Raw genomic sequence first — 17,624 nt, 5'->3', positions numbered from 1 at the left:
CGATTCCGTGGATCCGCCCGTGGTTCTTGCGCTGCGCACCGTGGACGGCCTCACGGTGGGAGCGCCCCGGAGGCTCCGCAAGAGGGCCGGATGAACCGCGTGATGGTGCATGTGGACCATCACGCGGACCGGTGTTAGCGTACGGAGCCGTGAGGAGGTGGGCGACGGGTTCACCTTCGAGCACTGGCGAGGATCCGTGCCTGCAACCCTTCCTGCCGAGCCGGGGGAGAGCGGGGGTGTGCGCAGCGTCCAGCGCGCGTTCGACATCCTCTCCCTGCTCACCGAGGACCGCCGGACGCTGACGATCCGCGAGGTCGTCGACGAGACCGGGCTGGCCAAGACCACGGCCCTGCGGCTGCTCCAGCGCGTGGCCCGCGCCTCCCCCGGCGGCGCCGCGCACCTGGCCACGCTGCGGCGCTGGATCGAGGAGGCGGCCCGCGCCGGACACGCGGTCAGCCACGGCGAACGCGAGCCCGGCCTGTCGGCGGTCGCCGTTCCCGTCACCGGTGGCTCGCGGGCGACCGTGGCGGCGCTGACGCTCAGCGGCCCCACCGTCCGCTCCACCGAGGAACGCGTCGAGGAGTTCACCGCGGATCTGCGCGAGGCCGCCAAGCGCATGTCGGAGCGCGGGGTTCGACCATCCACTGAGCTGACCCCATGGAGGGCGCATGCAGCAGTTGCCACTGGACGGCGTCAAGGTCGTTGACCTCACCAACGTGCTGGCCGGGCCGTACTGCGCTTATCAGCTGACGCTGTTCGGCGCGGAGGTGGTCAAGGTGGAGCTGCCCGGGAGGGGCGACCTGGCCCGGCGGCTCGGCCCCGACCCCGGGCTCAACCGGGAGCTGGTGGGCACCTCCTTCCTCGCCCAGAACGCCGGCAAGAAGTCGGTCGAGCTCGACCTCAAGAGCCTGGCCGGGCGGGCCTCCTTCGAGTCGCTGGTCACCGGCGCCGACGTGCTGCTGGAGAACTTCCGCGCCGGGGTGATGACCAGGCTGGGCTACGGCTGGGAGCGCCTGCGGGCGCTCAACCCCGGCCTCGTCCACTGCGCCATCTCCGGCTTCGGGCAGAGCGGCCCGATGAGCGCGGCCCCCGCCTACGACCAGATCATCCAGGGGCTGTCCGGCATGATGAGCGTCACCGGCACCCCCGCCACCGCGCCCCTGCGGGTGGGCTTCCCCGTCTGCGACACCATCGGCGGGCTGATGGCCGCGCTGGCGATCTCCGCCGCGCTGGCCGGACGGCACCGCACCGGGCAGGGCTGCTTCCTGGACCTGTCGATGCTGGAGGCGTCGATCTCCGCGATGGGCTGGACGGTGTCCAACTACCTCATCAGCGGGGTCGAGCCGGAGCCGATGGGCGACCAGAACGCCACCGCCGCGCCCTCCGGCACGTTCGAGGCCGCCGACGGGCCGCTCAACGTCGCCGCCAACCAGCAGCGCCAGTTCGAGACGCTGTGCCGCCTCGTCGGGCGGCCCGACCTGCCCGCCGACCCGCGCTTCGCCGAGCGCGAGGCGCGCATGGCCCACCGGCGCGAGCTCAACCACGAGCTCAACCGGGCGCTGCGGGCCAGGACCGCGCTGGAGTGGGAGGAGACCCTCTCCCGCGAGGGCGTGCCCGCCGCCCGCATCCTCACCGTCCCGCAGGCGCTCGCCCTCGCCCAGGTACGCCACCGCGGCTTCCTGACCGAGGTGCCGTTCCCCGGGCCGGGGGAGCGGACGGTCACCGTCACCGGCAACGGCGTCGTCCTGGACGGCGTCCCCCTGCGCCCACGCGGCCCGGCCCCCCTGCTCGGCCAGCACAACGACGAGTTCGAGGCCGTACCGTGAGCGGGCCGAGGGGACTGTCCGGCGGGGACGGCCGGGGGGACGCGGTGGCCGACCGGTGGGCGGCCCCGCACGGTCGGGTCCGGGGCCGCGAGCCGGTCGCGGGTCAGGTCAGGGGACGCCACGGGCCGTGCGGGTTGCCCGGCTCCTGGTTGCGGGTCCACCACGCGGCCTCGTACCGCCGGCCGCGGTGCTCCACCACGTCACCGGCGACGAACACGCGCGTCGGCGTCCAGAGCGCGGTGCCGTCGCCGGTCGTGGCGATCTCCTGCCACGGCCCGTTCGGGTCGCCGGGCCGCTGGCCCCGGGTCCACCACGACGCCCGCCAGACGGCGCCGCCATAGGTCACCTCGTGGCCCGCCGGGTAGGCCGTCCCGGCGTCCCAGGCGGGCGGCGCCGGCGTCTCGGCCAGGGTGAAGGCGCTGACGGCGCTGCGGGTCACGTGCCCCGCCGGGTCGCGCAGCTCGGCGTACCACTCGTAGGAGCCACCGCCCTCCAGGCCGGTCAGCACCACCGAGAACGAGGGGGTCTCCGGCTGCCGTGCGAAGCTCACGCTTGCGGCGGCGGCGCCGGCCGGTCTCTGGCGCGCAGGTGTTCGGCCATGGTGGTGCCGACCGGGACGGTCGTGGGCAGCCGAGGGGTCTCGAAGTAGCCGGGCTTGTAGCGGCGCAGCAGTGGTTCCCCATCCTCGGGCCAGGAGAAATCCTTCTTCTTGAGGAGCTTACGGAAGACGATGCCGGCGTTGTGCGGGTCGGGTTCGGTCAGGAGCCTGATGGCCGCCGGCGAGATGTCGTCCGCGCGCAGGTAGGAGGTCAGGAGGTCGCGGTAGCGGCGCCGGTTGATCAGGAGCGGGTTCGCGAAGAGCTCCTCCAGCAGGCCGAAATCGAAGTAGAGGCTGACGCCTGTTTCCGGGTCGAAGTGGATCGCCACCGTCTCGGCGTACTCCATCGCGTCGGGTTCGGCGTAGGGCGGCAGGGCGGTGGCGGCGCCGGGCTCCGCCCGCTCCGCGAGGGCCCGCCAGAAGGCGTCGAGCCGGGAGCGCAACTCGTCCGCCGGGACCACGATGTGCTCGGCGCCGTACAGGTCGAGGAAGACCTCGCGCTGCTCGGCGAGGAGCCGGCGGGCGAGGGCGAGTTTCTCCTGGTTGCGGAAGACCAGCGCGGGGTGGCGCAGGCCGGTCTCCGCCGCCTGGGAGAGCATCTGGTCACGCGCGTCGGCGGGGAAGACGGAGATGTTCGCGCTGATCATCCAGTCGTCGCCGAGCGGCACCAGGCGGCAGATGAGGAACATGCCTTCGTCGATCGCGCTCAGCGCGGCCATGCCGAGATTGGACCGGGCGCGGTAGGTGAGCTCGTCCACCAGGTTGAACAGGACCATCGCCTCCTGGTCCTTCCCGCTGACCTCGAAGACGCCTTCGACCACGTCCTTCCAGCCGAGGAGCAGCGCCCGCTGCTGCTCGCTCAGGTCGCGGTTGGCGCGCAGGAAGCGGTCGATCACCGTGTCGCCGTCGGCCAGCCGGTACTGCAACGCGAAGTGGTCGACGATCATGCTCGCGGTGGTCTCGTCCTCGACGAGACCACCGGGATCGATCGAGGCGAAGGCCCGGTCCAGCTCGCGGGCGAAGCGGGGTGACAGGGCGAAGGCGACCAGTCGCTCCTTGAGGGCACCGGCCTGCTCCATGACGTCCATCGGTCGCGCCGTTCCTTTCGCGGGCCCCACTCGTGCGGGCCTCCTCGTCTCGTGCTCAGCGGACCCGGGCGCGCCCGCTCACGCGGTGCGAGGAGCACCTCGGACCGCTGCGATTATCCGTCGGAAGGCGCCGGCCGGCCAACCCGGGCACCCCCGCGGCGGCGCCGGGGCCGTGCCGCGGGAAATGTCGGCCGGGGCGGATACGGTGACGGGCCATGACCACCTCCTACGGATGGGCCGGCCTCTTCTCCGCGAAGGGCCTGACGCCTCCTGATCCTGACCGGCCGGCCCCGGACCACGGCCTGCACCCGCCGGCCGGCGAGGCGGAGGTCGCCCGGCTCGAAGAGCGGCTGGGCGTGGGCCTGCCACCGAGCTACCGGCAGTTCCTCCTGTTCGCCGACGGGTGGGGCGAGGAGCGGTTCGGCCACACCCTGCTGCCGGCCGCGAAGGTGGGCTGGCTCCGCGACCTGGAGCCCGAGATCGCCGGGATCTGGTCGTCACCCGGCAGCGAGCGCGTGCCCGACGAGCTCTACTTCGTCTACGGGGCGGAGCAGGACTCCATCGACCTGAGAGGGGAGTACGTCCCCGGCACCCTGCTGGTCGGATACGGGGACGACGGCGAGTTCCTCCTCAACCCCCACGTCAAGACCCCCGACGGCGAGTGGGAGGCGTGGTTCCTCGCGCCCTGGCTGCCCGGCGCGAGCCGTCACCGGTCCTTCTGGGACCTGGCGCAGAACGACCTCGTCTAGCCCCGATGCCGGGAAGTCAAGGACTTTGAGCGGCTGTCAACAGGGGGTCGGTGAGGACGTCGATGTTGATGGCCGCTCGATGGTTGGTGCGGTCGACGTTGCCTTTGGCTCGGTGTTTTGGAGATCGCGTGTTCGACGATGCGCGGGCTGATGCGGGTTCGCCGGGCGGGCAGGGGATGGGCGAGCACAGCCCGTCCGAACCGCGATCACAAGCTTCGTCATGGCTGCCATGATGGCCCGGTGGCGATCGCGCGGCAGAGCCGGTCCGCGTCCCACGCGGGTTCTCCCAGGTCGAGCCGGTCCGGCGCCCGGAACCCGTCCAGTGCCAGGTGAACGTGGCGCCGCCACAGGGACGGGGCGGCGTGCCGGGTGGCCTCAGCCACTGTGCTGCTCGCCCACAACAGCAGGAAGAGGTCGGCGCCGGTGACGTCCGGGCGGACGACGCCGGCCGCCTGCGCCCGCCCCAGCACCCGTTGCGCGAGCGCGCAGATCTCGCTGTGCGCGGTCTCGGTGCGGTCGTCGCCGGGGAAGCGCCGCGCCAGGAAGTCGGCGAACGCCCGGTCCCCGGCCTGGGCCGTACACAGGACTTCGAGCAGGCCGCGGAAGGCCTGCCACGGATCCTCCAGGCCGAGCGCGGCCTCCATCTCCTCGATCACGTGGCGCAGCTTCGGCTGTAGCACCGCGCACAGCAGGTCCAGGCGGGTCGGGAAGTGCCGGTAGAGGGTGCCGACCACCAGGCCCGCCTCGCGCGCGATGCCGTCGAGGGCGGTCTGCGCGCCCTGCTCGGCGAACGCGCGCCGGGCGCACTCGAGCAGCCGCTCGCGGTTGCGGCGGGCATCCCGGCGAGCGGGCAGCGGGTTCCCCGTGGCAGGCATGAGGTCACCGTAGCAAAGTGCGATACGTCTCAACTTTGAGGGTGCTCTCATCTTCGCTACAGTGAGCAGCAGCCAAAAATGAGAGCATGCTCATTTTCTGAGACAAGGAGAGCGACATGGCGAAGCTCGGCGGGAAGGTCGCGGTGATCACCGGCGCAACCTCTGGGCTGGCACTGGCGACGGCGAAGCTGTTCGTCCAGGAGGGCGCGCACGTGGTCATCACCGGCCGCCGCCAAGACCGGCTGGACGCGGCGGTGGCCGCCATCGGCCACGGCGTGACCGGCGTGCTCGGCGACGTCGGCCAGATCTCCGACGCGGCCCGCCTGGCCGAGGTCGTGGCGGTCGAAGCAGGCCGGGTGGACGTCCTCATCGCCAGCGCCGGCGTCTGGACGTGGAACGAGCACATCGGCGACGTGACCGAGCAGTCGTTCGACGCCGTGTTCGGGGTGAACGTGCGCGGGACGTTCTTCACCGTGCAGAAATTGCTGCCGTTGCTGTCCGACGGTGCCTCGATCGTGCTCATCGGGTCGGGCGCCGCGGACAAGGGCGATCCGGGAACGACCGTCTACGCCGCGAGCAAGGCGGCGCTGCGGTCGTTCGCCCGGACCTGGACCACCGACTTGAAGCAGCGCGGAATCCGGGTCAACGTGCTCAGCCCCGCCGCGATCGACACCGCCGCGTTCGCGGACCTCCCGCCGGGGTTCAAGGAGCAGATTGCCTCGCGGGTGCCCGTCGGCCGCCTTGGTGACGAGCATGAGATCGCCACCGCGGCGCTCTTCCTGGCCTCCGCGGACTCGAGCTTCGTCACCGGCATCGACCTGCCCGTCGACGGCGGGATCGGCCAGGTCTGACCACCGGCAAGGCGCCGAAGGTCAAGAGGCGGGGCCAGGGGCAATGCCGCGAGGTCAAGGGGGATGGCGGGCTGTGTGTCCAGGACTTTGGCCGGTCCTGAGGACATGAGAACGGAGATCCAGGAGAAGCGGGTGATCTTCCACCACCACCCGTCCACCGGGTGTTCGCCCGCGACGAGGTCGCCGAGGCGCACCGCCCCGTCGGGAAGGGGCTGCACGCCGGGAAGAAGGTCGTCGTCGCGACGGGTCCGGGCGTTCTCGCCTGAAGCGCGGGCGTTCCCGGGCGAAGCGGGCGTTCTCAGGTGAGGCGCAGGCCGGGTGCGGAGAGCGTGGCGAGGCGGCACATCCGCTCGTAGGAGGCGGTGCCCGGCCGGGCCGAGTAGAGCAGCAGGCCGCGTACGTGCGGGTCGTCGGGAAGGAGCACGCGCCGGTAGTCGAGCTCCACGGGCCCCACCACCGGATGGTGCAGGACGAGGCCGTCTCCGCCGCTGGACCACTCCTCCACCTCGTAGGCCTGCCACATGCGCTCGAAGTCCGGGCTCTGCACGCGCATGGCCGCGATGTGCCCGCGCAGCCGCTCGTCGTGCGGATAGCGGGCCAGGCCCGTGCGCAGGTACGAGACGTTCGCCCGGGAGAGCCGCTCCCAGGACTCGCCCCACCGCTGCCGGGCGGTCTCGATGAAGAACAGCCAGTGCGAGACCGTCCGCCGGCTCGGCGGGGCGTCCAGCCCGCCCGTCAGCTCGTCGAGCAGCGGGTTCCAGGCCGGCAGCTCGGTGCGGCGGCCCATCAGCGCGGCCCCCGTGAGCACCATGGAGTTCAGCAGCCCGAGCAGGCTCGGGCTGACCGGCTGGTGATGGCGCCGATGACGCGCAGCAGGGCGTACGGCGGGCTGGCCGGCGCGGCGACCGCGCGCTACTACGCCCAGCGCGCGTCGGCCGGGTGATCATCACTGAGGCGACCCAGGTGAGCGAGCTCGGCCAGGGCTACATACAGACGCCCGGCCTGCACAGCGACGAGCAGGTCCAGGCGTGGCGCACGGTCACCGACGCGGTGCACGCCGAAGGCGGCACCATCGTCACCCAGCTCGTGAGGGGCCGCGAGATCCACCTCCTCGAACGCCCGCACGGCGAGCCGCGCCTGGACCAGTTCGCCGTGGTCCACACCGAGGTGCCCGAGCCTGGGGACGGCCAGCTCCTGGTGCGCAACCAGTGGACGTCGGTCGATCCGTACATGCGCGGCCGGATGAACGACGCCCCCGCCTACGCCGCCCTGACCCGCGTGGCCCCCGTACGGCGCGGCGACACGGTGTTCATCTCTGCCGCCGCCGGGGCGGTCGGCCTGGTGGCCGGGCAGCTCGCCCGCAGGCTGGGGGCGGTCACCGGGATCGGCTCGGCCGGCGGGCGGGACAAGGCCGCCCGGCTGGTGGCGGACTTCGGCTTCGACGTCGGGCTCGACCGGCGCGAGGGCCCCATCGGCGCGCAACTCGCCCGGGCCGCGCCCGGCGGGATCGACGTCTACCTCGACAACGTCGGCGGCGACCACCTGGAGGCGGCCATCGACGCGGCCCGCACCGGCGGCCGGTTCGCGCTGGTCGGCGCGATCAGCCAGTACAACGCCACCGGCCCGGTGCCCGGCCCGCGCAACCTCTACACCGCCTACGCCAAGGAGCTGACCCTGCGCGGCCTGCTGGTCACCTCCTACCTTCCGCTGTTCCCCGAATGGATCGGGCAGGCCGCCGGCTGGCTCGCCGACGGCTCGCTGCGCGTGGAGCACACCGTGGTGGAGGGCCTGGAGCAGGCCCCCGCCGCGCTCCTCGGCGTGCTGCGCGGCGCCAACCTCGGCAAGATGCTCGTCCGGCTGACGGACGGATGACGCCCCCCGCGGGCCCGCCCGCATCAACCCCGCTCACGCACGACTCGCCCGACGCGGGGAGCCCGCGTTCACAACGATCTGGAGAATCTGATGGACCTGCGGCTCACCGGCAAGACCGCCGTCGTCACCGCCGCCAGTGGCGGCATCGGCGGCGCGGTCGTCCGCACGCTGATCGCCGAGGGGGCCCGGGTGCTCGGCGCCGACCGTACGGTCTCCGAGCAGCTCAAACGGAGCGGCGCCGTCACCGTCGAGGCCGACCTGCTCACCGGCGACGGCGTGGCGGAGCTGCGCCGGGCCGCCGAGAGCGAGCTCGGCGGCGTCGACCTGCTCGTCAACGGCGTCGGCGGGCTGGCCGGCCTCGACCTCGGCGCCCTGCCCGACCTCACCGACGAGACCTGGCGGCGGGCCTTCGAGCTGAACTTCTTCGCCGGCGTGCGCATCACCCGCGCCCTGCCGCCCCGGCTCCCCGGCCGTCGGCTACGTCACCGGCAGCGACTACGTCATCGACGGCGGCCTGCTGAAGGTCCTGTAGACGGGCAACGCGGGGCGGTGGGCCCGGCCGGCCACCACGTTCGGCCGGGCCCACCGCCCCGCCGCCCGGCGACCTCGTCCCGCTCCGCACGCGTTATTGCGGAGTCTATAAAAATTCACGCGGCAGATCTTGCGACACGGTGCCGGCGCCCGCGATGATCCCGGTAGAGGAGGCCCTGTTCCCGCGACTTCCTCAGGACTCTGCCAATAATGCGGGTCCGGACGACGAGCCAGGCCGCCCGGACCGCTGCGGCGCGACACCCGGCAGCACTCCTCGCACGCCCCTTGAGACCAGCTCCCGATCCCCAGGAACTCCGCTCGAAGGAATGCCCATGCGCCTCCTGCCCCCGTCCCTCGCCGTCGCCGTGGCCCTGACCGGTCTGTTGGTGACAACGAACACCGCCACCGCGGCAGCCGCCGCCGACCGCGGCGCCAAGCCGGGCCACCGGCTGGAGTGCGACGGCGACGGCCCGGGCAGCACCTGCACCGTGGTCGCCACCGGCAAGCCGCGGCCCAACCGCGTCGAGGAGTTCGGCATCACGGTCAGGAGCGGCGACCAGGTGTGGGCGCGCGACACCCTCTACACGCGCGACGGCAAGGTACGCAGCCGCCCCTTCACCCTGCCCGGCGAGGACGTGACGGTCGACGTCTCCCTCACCTCGCTGCCGGCCAAGCACGTGGGCACCCCGCTGCGGCTGATGGCGTGGAACCTCTTCGTCGGCGGCACCTTCGACCGCAAGGAGACCACCGGCGAGAACCTCGCCCACATGATCGACTACATGAACGAGGTGAACCCCGACATCCTCTTCGTGGTCGAGGGGTACGGGTCCGGCCAGAAGATCCTCGACGGCCTCAACGCCGGCCGCGCCGAGGGCGACCGGTTCACCGGCGTGCCGCTCACCACGCCGGAGGACTACAGCCACAACGGCGACAACCTGTGGCTCTACACCAAGCTCGAGGTCGAGAAGGTCTACCCGCGCTACGCCGACGCCGACATCGACTCCTTCAACCTCGGCGGCGCCCGGCTGGGCCTGCCCAACGGCAAGCACGTCCACGCCTTCAGCCTGTGGACCTGGCACGACGGCTGGGCCTACGGCGACACCCACGACGCGGCGGTGCAGAACACCCACGGCCTGCCGCGCACCAAGACCGACGCGCAGATCCTGGAGGGCGACCACCTCCGCAGGTACGCCATGGGCAAGGCCATCCTCGAGAAGGCGATCCCGTCCTTCATCGGCGACGACGACGCGCCGGTGCTCATGGGCGGCGACCTCAACGCGCAGTCGCACCTGGACTGGACCGAGCAGTTCGCCGACGCCCCCGGCCACGGCGGGCTGGTGCTGCCCTGGCCGTACACCAAGCTCTACACCGACGCCGGCTACCTGGACACCTTCCGTTACGCCAACCCCGACGCCGGCATGTACCCCGGCCGGACGTGGAGCCCCTTCCACGGCATGGGCGCCATCCCCGGCCGCATCGACTACGTCTTCGCCCGTGGCAAGGACGTCCGCATCCTGGGCTCCCGCGCCGACGTCCGGCGCCTGCCCCGCCACCAGCGGACCCCGCTCGACGCGCAGTACCCCTTCTACTCCGACCACGGCTCCGTCATCACCGACATCCTGGTGCGCGGCAAGGGCGCCGGGCCCGACCGGGAGCCCGTGACCGAGGAGCCCGGCAAGGGCCGCCACATCTGGCCGGCCGAGCCCGCCGGGCGGCGCACCCCGCCCGCCGAGCTGAAGGCCACCGCCAGCACCTTCAAGCCCGGCGCCGGCGACCCGTCCAGGGCGGTCGACGGCAACCTCACCACCGACTTCCACTCCGACTACCCCGCCGTGCCGCCGCAGCCGCACACCATCACCGTCGACCTCGGCCGCGTCAGGGAGCTGTCGGCCGTACGGTTCCAGCCCAAGCTGCGCACGAACATGAACGGCACCATCCTCAAGGGCATGGTGCAGGTCAGCGACGACGGCGCCACGTTCAGGGACGTCACGGCCGTCGAATGGCCCCGCATGACCGCGCCGAACGACGTCAGCCTCCAGGGCGTCTCGGCCCGCTACCTCCGGCTGCGCTCCGACTACGGCATCGGCGGCGCCTCCGCCCTCGCCGAGATCATCCCGTACGAGAAGGGCTGACGGCGAGCGCCGGCCGGGCGAGGGCGAACCCCGCCCGGCCGGCCCCCGCGCAAGCCGGAGCCCTGCGAACGGGCGCCGCGCCGAGGGTCATCAGCTTGCGTCGGTTCATGGTCATAGCGGGTGCTCCGGGTGGAAGGTGCTCGTCACTTCCCGATCAGGGCGGACAGGTCCACGGCGTCGGCCATGGCCTGGTAGCCGGCCGGGCTCGGGTGCAGGCCGTCACCGCTGTCGTAGGCGGGCAGGAGCTGCCCGGCGTCGCGCGGGTCGGCCAGCGCGCGGTCGAAGTCGGCGACGGCGTCGTACGCGCCGGCGGTGCGGATCCAGTGGTTGACGGCCTGGCGTACGCCCTCGCCGTGCTCGCTGTAGAGGGCCGAGCCCTTGAACGGCGGGAGCGTGCCACCGACGATCCGCACGCCGCGCGCCCTGGCGGCGCGGATCAGGGCGCGGTGGCCGTCGATCAGCTCGCCGGCGGTCACGCGCGGGTTCGGCGCGGCGCAGGCGGAGGGGTCCTGCTCGAACAGGATGTCGTTGATGCCCTCCAGGACGATCACGGTGCGCACGCCCGGCTGCGCCAGCGCGTCGCGCTTGAAGCGGGTGGTCGCCTTCTCGCCGAAGCAGGCCGAGTCGTTGAGCACCCGGTTGCCGCCGATCCCGGCGTTGACCACCGGCGTGCCGGAGGCGGCCAGGCGCTCGGCGAGCCGGTCGGGGTAGCGGTCGTCGGCGTCGTTGGTGGCGCCGTACCCGTCGGTGATGGAGTCGCCGAAGGTGACGACCGTGTTCTTCCTGCCGGAGACGTCGAGCCCGGACAGGTAGTAGCGCGACAGGCTGGTCTCGGTGTACGCGGCCCCGCCCGTGTCGTGCCGGTGGTCGCCCTTGGCCCGGTAGGAGGTGGCCATGGCGATGCTGTGGAAGGTCGCCGGCCCGGTGGGCCGCTGGAAGTACAACGTCACCGTGAGCCGCTCCAGCGCGCGGACCGGCAGCCGGACGGGGTCGCTGGCCGTCTGCCCGCCGGCGGGCACGGTCACCGAGGCGGAGCGGGCGAAGGTCAGCTTCCGGGTGGTGCCCGGCCGCACCGCCGCGCCGGTCGCCGTCTTGGCGATGGTGGCCCCGGTCAGCCGGAGCGGGGTGGCGCCGTAGGCGTTGGACAGCCGGATGCGCAGCTGCGTGCCGGACACCGAGGTTCTGATCACCTGGCGGACGGAGTGGTCGTCGAAGCCCTGCTCCGACCAGTTGGGGAACCAGGGGGTGGCGGCGGGCCGCTGCACGGCCGTCGCCCACCCGCCGCCCCACCGGCCGCCTTCCGCGGCTGCGGCGGGCGAGGGTGCGGCGGCCAGCGGCAGCGCGGCCAGAAGGGCGATCAGGGAGGCCTTGAATCTCATGGGATCTTTCTTTCGTGACGGCCCGGGGTCCGGGACCCCGGGACCGCGGGTCGCGCACTCGTTCTCCGCGCGGAACTCGCTGTGCTGAAGGGGAAGGGGTGCCCGGAGGTGAGGTGGGGCCTCACCCCCCGGGCGGGGTGGTCCCTGGGTCAGGCGCGCCACTGTTCGGCGGGGGACACGCCGGGCAGGGGCTTGCCGATGAGGGCGAGGGGGAGGAAGAAGCAGACCTGGCCGATGGCCATGATGAGGGTGGCGAGGGCCTTGTCGTCGTAGTGCTGGGTGGCCCGGGCGTACAGGTCGTCGGGGACGCGTTCGCCGGTGGGGTTGGGGGTCAGGACGGCTTCGAGGAGTTCCAGCGCGACGCGTTCGGCGTCGGTGAAGTAGGGGGCGTCGCGCCAGGAGGGCAGGGCGGTGATGGCTTCCTCGGTGGCGCCGGCGGCGCGCAGGTTGCCGGTGTGCAGGACGGTCAGGTAGGTGCTGCCGGTGAGCTGGCCGGCGCGTAGCTGGACCAGGCTGATGGTGGACTGCGGGATCGAGCCGTTGCCGGCCGCGCGGTAGAGGGCGCCGCCGATGTCCTTGAGCTCGGGGATGAGCAGGGAGGGGTTGGGCAGGCGCGACTGGCGTTCGGTGCTGGTCATGGTGATGGTTCCTTTCCTTGGGTGTTTCGCTGCTCTGACGGATGGCGGAGCAGGAAGGTGACCGGTGGTCTCAATGGGGCAGGACGGGCACGGCCGGAGCGTCCTGATCGGCGGGGCGGGGGCGCAGGAGGACGACGGCGGTCAGGATCGCGGCCAGGTAGAACGCCCCCGCGCCCAGCATCCCGGCGGTGTAGCCGCTGGTGAGCGCGTCGGGCACCGGGGTGCCGGCCGGCCGGCTCGTGGTGGCGGCCACCGCGATGCCGGCCAGGACGGCCAGGCCGAGGGCGCCGCCGATCTGCTGGCTGGTGTTGACCAGGCCGGAGGCGATGCCAGAGTCGCGTGGCGCGACGCCCTGCACGCCGCCGATGGTGGCGGCCACGAAGCCGATGCCCAGGCCGATGCCGCCGGCCAGCTGCGCGGGCAGGAGCACGAGCAGGGGGTTCTGGTCCGGCGTGAGCAGGCTGAACCAGCCCATCGCCGCGGCTGCCACCACCATGCCGGTCGCCAGGACGGTACGGGTGGAGGCACGCGCCTGCAGACGGGGCCCGATGAGGCCGGAGCCGATGCCGATGCCGATGGCGAACGGCAGGTACGCCAGCCCGGTGATCATGGGCGAGTACTGCTTGATCGTCTGCATGTAGAGGGTGAGGAAGTAGAACGTGGCCAGCTGCCCGGCGCCCATGAGCAGCATGACCAGGTTGGCGCCCAGCCTGCCGCGGTCGGCCAGCACCCCGGAGGGCAGCATCGGGCTGCTCGCCTTGCGCTGGATGACCACGAACGCGGCGAGCAGCGCCACGGCCGCCGCGCCGAAGGCCAGGGTGAGGCCGTCGCCGATGCCGTGCGAGCCGGCCCGGTTGATCGCGTAGACCAGCGAGCCGAGCGCGAGGGTCACGGTGACCGCGCCGGGCAGGTCGATGCCGCCGCGCTCGCGGGTGCCGGGCACCAGGGCGACGGTGCCGGCCAGGACCAGCAGCGCGATGGGGATGTTGACGAACATGATCCACCGCCAGCCCAGGTACTCCGTCAGCGCCCCGCCCAGCAGCAGGCCGACGACCGAGCCGAGGCCGCCCATGGCCCCGTACACGCCCAGCGCCTTGTTGCGCTGCGGTCCGGCGGGGAAGGTGTCGGCGAGCAGGGACAGCGCGGCGGGGGCGACGATCGCGGCGCCGACGCCCTGCAGCACGCGGGCGGCGATCAGGATGGTCCCGTCGCCGGCCACGCCGCCCAGCAGGGACGCGGCCAGGAAGACGACCAGCCCGGCGCGGAACATCCGGCGCCGGCCGAACAGGTCACCGGCCCGCCCGCCGGCCAGCAGCAGGCCGCCGAAGGCCAGCGCGTAGGAGGTCAGGACCCAGTCCAGGTCCGCCTCCGGGATGCCCAGGCCGGTCCCGATGACGGGCAGGCCCACGGTCACGATGGTGCCGTCCATCACCATCAGCAGCTGGGCGGCGGCGATCACCAGCAGCGCCAGGCCGCTTCTTTCCTGAGGGGTGTGCGAGGTCATGACATGTCCTTAAGCGGTAGCGGTGCTGGTGCTGGTGCTGGTGCTGGTGGCGGCGTGGTGCACGGCGGCGGCGAGCCGGTCGTGCTCCGGGTAGGACCAGGCGAAGCCGAAGCGGCGCCGGGTGTAGCCGAGCACGATGCCGTTGAGCGGGTCGGCGAAGCTCTCGGCGCCGGCCGACCCGTCGTGGCCGAAGGCGTTGGCGCTGAGGAACGGGTAGCGCAGGCCCTTGGCCTGGAAGCCGACCGCGTAGTTGCCCTGGTCGCCGCGGACCAGGTCGGCGCCGATGGAGTGCAGCTGGGCGAACTCGCCGATGGTGTCCGGCTTGAGCAGCGGGGGCAGGCCGTCGAGGCCCCAGACGGCCGCCGCGTACAGACCGGCCAGGCCGCGCGCGCTGCCCACGCCGCCGGCCGAGGCCGGGCCGTTCGCGCGGACGGCGCGGGTGTTGGCGAAGGCCACCTGGTCCAGCGGCGGGGTGCTGTTGAGCCCGTAGCCCACGCCGAGGACGCTGTGCCGTCCCGGCAGGTTCGACCAGAACGCGGCCTCCTGCTCCGGCGTGGCCGTCCACCACTGGATCGGCCGGTACCGGCCCTCCTCGGACTCCGGCAGCCCCAGGTAGAGGTCCAGCCCGTACGGGGCCCGCACGCGCCGCTCGTACACCTGCTGCAACGACTGCCCGGTCGCGCGCCGGACCACCTCGTTCACCAGCGCGAACGAGACGAACCCGCCGTAACCGTAGGCCGTGCCCGGCCGCCAGTACGGCCGCTGCCCGGCCAGGCGGCGCGCGATCACCCCGTCGTCGGCCAGCTCGTCCGCCGACAGGCCGCCATCCACGCCGATCACGCCGGAGCGGTGGGTGAGCACGTCCCGCAGCGTGATGGCGGCCTTGCCCGCGGCGGCGAACTCCGGCCAGTGCCGGGCCACCGGCTCGTCGAGATCGAGCACGCCCTCCTGTGCCAGCAGCGCCGTCACCAGCGTCGCGGCGCCTTTGGTGGCGGAGTAGACGCAGGTCAGCGTGTCACCGGCCACCTCAGGGCCGGCCCACAGGTCCACCACCCGCCGGCCGTGCGCGTAGGCGGTCAGCTGGGCGCCCACCTGGCCGTCCTGCTCGGCCACCACCGCGGCGAACTCCTCGCGCACCCGCTCGAAGCCGTCCGCGATCGTCCCGTGGACGTCCATGTCACTCATCGTTGAAACCTTTCGTAGGGGTTGGTCGCCGGCATGACGGATGGCGCGGGGAAAAGGTGACCGGTGCGCTCGCGGTCACCTTCCGCGAACTCAGGCCGTCAGGATCCGGCCGTCGGGCTCCGGCGGCCTCGGCAAGGGCGCGCGGCTCCCCGCCCGCCGCCGTGGCCGGGATCAACCCTGGTCGAAGCCCTGACGTGGATCAACGTAAACTTCGCCAACGTGCCGATAACGCATGCGTTATGACAGGAGAGAGCGCTGGTGGAAGTGCGGGACATCGAGATCTTCCTGACGCTGGCCGAGGAGCTGCACTTCGGCCGGGCGGCCGAACGGCTGCGCGTGTCCCAGGCGCGGGTCAGCCAGGCGGTGAGCCAGCAGGAGCGCCGTCTGGGCGGTGCGTTGTTCGACCGTGCCAACCGCCGGCGCATCCGCCTGACCCCGCTGGGCCGGCAGCTCCGTGACGACCTGACGCCCGTCTACGCCGGCCTGCGGGAGAGTCTGGAACGCGCCCGGCTGGCCGCTCAGGGCATCACCGCCGTGCTGCGGGTCGGCATGCTGCCCCTCAACGTGCACGACCTGCGCGTCTACTGGGACGCCTTCCGCACCCGTCATCCCGGCTGGCGGCTGACCATCCGGCACCCGGCCTTCAGCGACCCGTTCGGCGCGCTGCGCCGTGGCGAGGTCGACGTCCTGCTGGCCTGGCTGCCCATCGAGGAGCCCGACCTCACCGTCGGCCCGGTCCTGTACGCCGAGCCGCGCGTGCTGGCCGTCGGCGCCGGCCACGAGCTGGCCGGGCGTACGGCGGTCACGCTGGACGTGGTGAGCGACTTCGAGCATCCCGACGTCGAGTTCAGGCCCGACTACTGGTTCGACAGCTACGTGCCCTCCCACACCCGAGACGGCCGCTCGATCCGGCGCGGCCCCCTGGTGCGCAACACCGAGGAGATCCTCAGCCTGACCAGCATCGGCGAGATCGTCACCTGCTTCCCGGCCCACATGGCGCGATACGGTGCCCGGCCCGGCGTCGTCTACCTGCCGGTCCGCGACCTGGACCCCTTGCCGTACGCGCTGGTCTGGCGCAGCGAGGCCGAGACCGGCCTCATCCGGGCCCTCGCCCGGACCGTCCGCGATCTCGGCCCCCGCATCGGCGGCGACATCGTCACCTGACACCCGGCCTCGGTCGTTTCCCGGGCCGGAGGGTCGAGTCTCGACCGGCCGGCCCCCGGCCGTGCGGACCGCCGGCGGCAGGAGCCGCGGCGTGCCCGATCCTCGCGGCAACCGTCCCCGGCGGCCGGCGGTAAACCGGATGCGCCGGGCGGGCGGGATGGTGTGTGATCGCCCGATGACGATCACGATGGATGAACCGGGGACCGGCGGACTCGGTGACGTGGTGCGGGTGCTGGGGGAGTGGCAGCACGACGGAGCGCCCGTGCAGCTGCATCCCGGGGATGTGGGCTGGTTCTGGCGGCTGGGCGCCGAGCGGACGGCGCGGGCCACGCGGACCTGGAGCCGGGGCGGGGAGGTGCTGGCCGTCGGGCTGCTCGACGGCGCCGAGCTGCTGCGGCTGGCGTTCGCGCCGGAGGTGGTCCGGGACGAGGAGCTGGCGCGGCGGGTGGCCGAGGACGCGGCGGCCCCGGAGCGCGGCGTGCTGCCGGAGGGCAAGGTGTACGTCGAGGCGCCGACGGGCGCGCTGATCCGCGACGTGCTGGTCAAGGAGGGCTGGGAGATCGGCGAGCCGTGGACCCCGCTGCGGCTCGGCCTCGCCGCGCCCGTGCCCGACCCCGGCGTGCGGGTCGAGGTGGCCGGGCCGGAGCAGGCGGGCGAGTGGGCCGCCGTCCTGCGGGCGTCGTTCGACGGCTCCACGTTCGGCGAGGAGCGGTGGCACGCGATGGCAGCGGGCGCGCCGTACGCCGACGGGCGGTGCCTGATCGTGCGCGACGAGCGGGGCGAGGCGGTGGCGGTCGTGATGGCGTGGTCGGCGGGCCCGGGCAGGCCGGGGCTGATCGAGCCGATGGGCGTGCACCCGGCACACCGCGGCCGGGGCTACGGCCGGGCGATCACGGCCGCCGCGGCGCGGGCGCTGCGGGAGCTGGGCTCGTCCACCGTGGACGTGTGCACGCCGAGCTCCAACGTCGCCGCCGTCGCCACCTACCGCTCGGCCGGCCTGGAGCGACTGCCCGAGCGCCGGGACGTCTATCGCAACGCCCCCTGACCCGTCCGTCGCGGGGGAGAGGGCTGTGGCCGGCTTCTCCAGCACCGGCCACAGCCGTATGGTCGATCAGCCGGACACCGGCACCAGTTCAGCACGCGGCCGGTGCGGGGCACGTAGGTGAGGTTGCGGAAGTATCCGCTCTCGATGGTGGTGTGCTGGCGGGTCCAGGTGCCGGTGCTGCTGCCGG

General features: G+C 73.0%; 17 protein-coding genes. 9 read left to right on the top strand and 8 right to left on the bottom strand.

Translation table 11 applies throughout. From position 1 onward, the window contains the following. Positions 1–196 precede the first annotated feature (196 nt). Positions 197–706: an IclR family transcriptional regulator domain-containing protein gene (locus IO39_RS38250; RefSeq protein ID WP_245642526.1), complete on the top strand. Its 510-nt coding sequence runs from the start codon at positions 197–199 to the stop codon at positions 704–706. After that, the gene (locus IO39_RS38245; protein ID WP_043634534.1) at positions 669–1,826 is read left to right on the top strand and encodes a CaiB/BaiF CoA transferase family protein; all 1,158 of its coding nucleotides are present in this window, start codon (positions 669–671) and stop codon (positions 1,824–1,826) included. The genes IO39_RS38250 and IO39_RS38245 overlap by 38 nt, the downstream gene beginning before the upstream one ends. A gap of 103 nt (positions 1,827–1,929) precedes the next feature. Here the strand turns inward: IO39_RS38245 and IO39_RS38240 are convergent, their stop codons facing one another. Both IO39_RS38240 and IO39_RS56305 read right to left on the bottom strand, forming a co-directional pair. Next, positions 1,930–2,376: a carbohydrate-binding protein gene (locus tag IO39_RS38240; RefSeq protein WP_043634532.1), complete on the bottom strand. Its 447-nt coding sequence runs from the start codon at positions 2,374–2,376 to the stop codon at positions 1,930–1,932. Then, a complete protein-coding gene (locus IO39_RS56305) occupies positions 2,373–3,512 on the bottom strand; it encodes a DUF7986 domain-containing protein (RefSeq protein ID WP_052423901.1) in 1,140 nt (379 codons plus the stop codon). Before IO39_RS56305 ends, IO39_RS38240 begins: the two co-directional genes overlap by 4 nt. A 215-nt stretch (positions 3,513–3,727) precedes the next feature. Here IO39_RS56305 and IO39_RS38230 point away from each other — a divergent pair, with 215 nt between their 5' ends. Continuing rightward, positions 3,728–4,261, top strand: coding sequence for an SMI1/KNR4 family protein (locus IO39_RS38230; RefSeq protein ID WP_052423900.1), 534 nt, complete (start codon positions 3,728–3,730; stop codon positions 4,259–4,261). Positions 4,262–4,479: 218 nt separating this feature from the next. Here IO39_RS38230 and IO39_RS59220 read toward each other — a convergent pair whose 3' ends face one another. Next, positions 4,480–5,136, bottom strand: coding sequence for a TetR/AcrR family transcriptional regulator (locus IO39_RS59220; RefSeq protein WP_043634530.1), 657 nt, complete (start codon positions 5,134–5,136; stop codon positions 4,480–4,482). 116 nt (positions 5,137–5,252) lie between these two features. Here IO39_RS59220 and IO39_RS38220 point away from each other — a divergent pair, with 116 nt between their 5' ends. After that, a complete protein-coding gene (locus tag IO39_RS38220; RefSeq protein WP_043634528.1) occupies positions 5,253–5,987 on the top strand; it encodes an SDR family oxidoreductase in 735 nt (244 codons plus the stop codon). A gap of 298 nt (positions 5,988–6,285) precedes the next feature. Here IO39_RS38220 and IO39_RS38215 read toward each other — a convergent pair whose 3' ends face one another. After that, a complete protein-coding gene (locus IO39_RS38215) occupies positions 6,286–6,798 on the bottom strand; it encodes an MmyB family transcriptional regulator (RefSeq protein ID WP_043634525.1) in 513 nt (170 codons plus the stop codon). 128 nt (positions 6,799–6,926) lie between these two features. On the opposite strand from IO39_RS38215, the gene IO39_RS38210 reads away from it, so the two are divergent. From IO39_RS38210 to IO39_RS38200, 3 genes are all read left to right on the top strand, one after another. After that, positions 6,927–7,859, top strand: a complete 933-nt coding sequence (locus IO39_RS38210; RefSeq protein ID WP_245642525.1) for an MDR family NADP-dependent oxidoreductase — start codon at positions 6,927–6,929, stop codon at positions 7,857–7,859. Positions 7,860–7,949: 90 nt separating this feature from the next. Beyond that, on the top strand, positions 7,950–8,549 hold the full coding sequence (locus IO39_RS38205) for an SDR family NAD(P)-dependent oxidoreductase (RefSeq protein WP_052423899.1): 600 nt from the start codon (positions 7,950–7,952) through the stop codon (positions 8,547–8,549). Between the two features lie 173 nt (positions 8,550–8,722). After that, positions 8,723–10,522 carry a discoidin domain-containing protein gene (locus IO39_RS38200; protein WP_043634522.1) on the top strand — a complete coding sequence of 600 codons (1,800 nt, stop codon included), beginning with the start codon at positions 8,723–8,725 and terminating at the stop codon, positions 10,520–10,522. 143 nt (positions 10,523–10,665) lie between these two features. On the opposite strand, the gene IO39_RS38195 is transcribed toward IO39_RS38200, so the two are convergent. The 4 genes from IO39_RS38195 to IO39_RS38180 form a co-directional block, all read right to left on the bottom strand. Continuing rightward, entirely contained in the window at positions 10,666–11,901 is a 1,236-nt protein-coding gene (locus tag IO39_RS38195; RefSeq protein ID WP_043634519.1) for an SGNH/GDSL hydrolase family protein, read from the bottom strand. A 149-nt stretch (positions 11,902–12,050) separates the two neighbouring features. After that, a complete protein-coding gene (locus IO39_RS59215; RefSeq protein ID WP_043634517.1) occupies positions 12,051–12,539 on the bottom strand; it encodes a carboxymuconolactone decarboxylase family protein in 489 nt (162 codons plus the stop codon). Positions 12,540–12,609: 70 nt separating this feature from the next. Next, positions 12,610–14,043: an MFS transporter gene (locus IO39_RS38185; protein WP_052423898.1), complete on the bottom strand. Its 1,434-nt coding sequence runs from the start codon at positions 14,041–14,043 to the stop codon at positions 12,610–12,612. A 9-nt stretch (positions 14,044–14,052) separates the two neighbouring features. Then, positions 14,053–15,228: an EstA family serine hydrolase gene (locus IO39_RS38180; protein ID WP_043634513.1), complete on the bottom strand. Its 1,176-nt coding sequence runs from the start codon at positions 15,226–15,228 to the stop codon at positions 14,053–14,055. Between the two features lie 258 nt (positions 15,229–15,486). Between IO39_RS38180 and IO39_RS38175 the strand changes: the two genes are divergently transcribed. After that, a complete protein-coding gene (locus IO39_RS38175; RefSeq protein WP_043634511.1) occupies positions 15,487–16,392 on the top strand; it encodes a LysR family transcriptional regulator in 906 nt (301 codons plus the stop codon). Positions 16,393–16,567: 175 nt separating this feature from the next. Continuing rightward, complete coding sequence (locus IO39_RS38170; RefSeq protein ID WP_043634509.1) at positions 16,568–17,437, top strand: GNAT family N-acetyltransferase; 870 nt, start codon at positions 16,568–16,570, stop codon at positions 17,435–17,437. Positions 17,438–17,624: the final 187 nt, after the last annotated feature.

It is taken from the genome of Nonomuraea candida (assembly GCF_000725485.1).
GTDB lineage: Bacteria > Actinomycetota > Actinomycetes > Streptosporangiales > Streptosporangiaceae > Nonomuraea > Nonomuraea candida.
This window is presented reverse-complemented; position numbering and strand designations above follow the sequence as displayed.

Bases quoted from the DNA above. Each gene is read 5' to 3' on its own strand.
- IO39_RS38245 (WP_043634534.1), top strand. From the start codon at position 669: ATGCAGCAGTTGCCACTGGACGGCGTCAAGGTCGTTGACCTCACCAAC.
- IO39_RS56305 (WP_052423901.1), bottom strand. From the start codon at position 3,512: ATGGACGTCATGGAGCAGGCCGGTGCCCTCAAGGAGCGACTGGTCGCC.
- IO39_RS38230 (WP_052423900.1), top strand. From the start codon at position 3,728: ATGACCACCTCCTACGGATGGGCCGGCCTCTTCTCCGCGAAGGGCCTG.
- IO39_RS59220 (WP_043634530.1), bottom strand. From the start codon at position 5,136: ATGCCTGCCACGGGGAACCCGCTGCCCGCTCGCCGGGATGCCCGCCGC.
- IO39_RS38220 (WP_043634528.1), top strand. From the start codon at position 5,253: ATGGCGAAGCTCGGCGGGAAGGTCGCGGTGATCACCGGCGCAACCTCT.
- IO39_RS38215 (WP_043634525.1), bottom strand. From the start codon at position 6,798: ATGGTGCTCACGGGGGCCGCGCTGATGGGCCGCCGCACCGAGCTGCCG.
- IO39_RS38205 (WP_052423899.1), top strand. From the start codon at position 7,950: ATGGACCTGCGGCTCACCGGCAAGACCGCCGTCGTCACCGCCGCCAGT.
- IO39_RS38200 (WP_043634522.1), top strand. From the start codon at position 8,723: ATGCGCCTCCTGCCCCCGTCCCTCGCCGTCGCCGTGGCCCTGACCGGT.
- IO39_RS38195 (WP_043634519.1), bottom strand. From the start codon at position 11,901: ATGAGATTCAAGGCCTCCCTGATCGCCCTTCTGGCCGCGCTGCCGCTG.
- IO39_RS59215 (WP_043634517.1), bottom strand. From the start codon at position 12,539: ATGACCAGCACCGAACGCCAGTCGCGCCTGCCCAACCCCTCCCTGCTC.
- IO39_RS38185 (WP_052423898.1), bottom strand. From the start codon at position 14,043: ATGACCTCGCACACCCCTCAGGAAAGAAGCGGCCTGGCGCTGCTGGTG.
- IO39_RS38180 (WP_043634513.1), bottom strand. From the start codon at position 15,228: ATGAGTGACATGGACGTCCACGGGACGATCGCGGACGGCTTCGAGCGG.
- IO39_RS38170 (WP_043634509.1), top strand. From the start codon at position 16,568: ATGACGATCACGATGGATGAACCGGGGACCGGCGGACTCGGTGACGTG.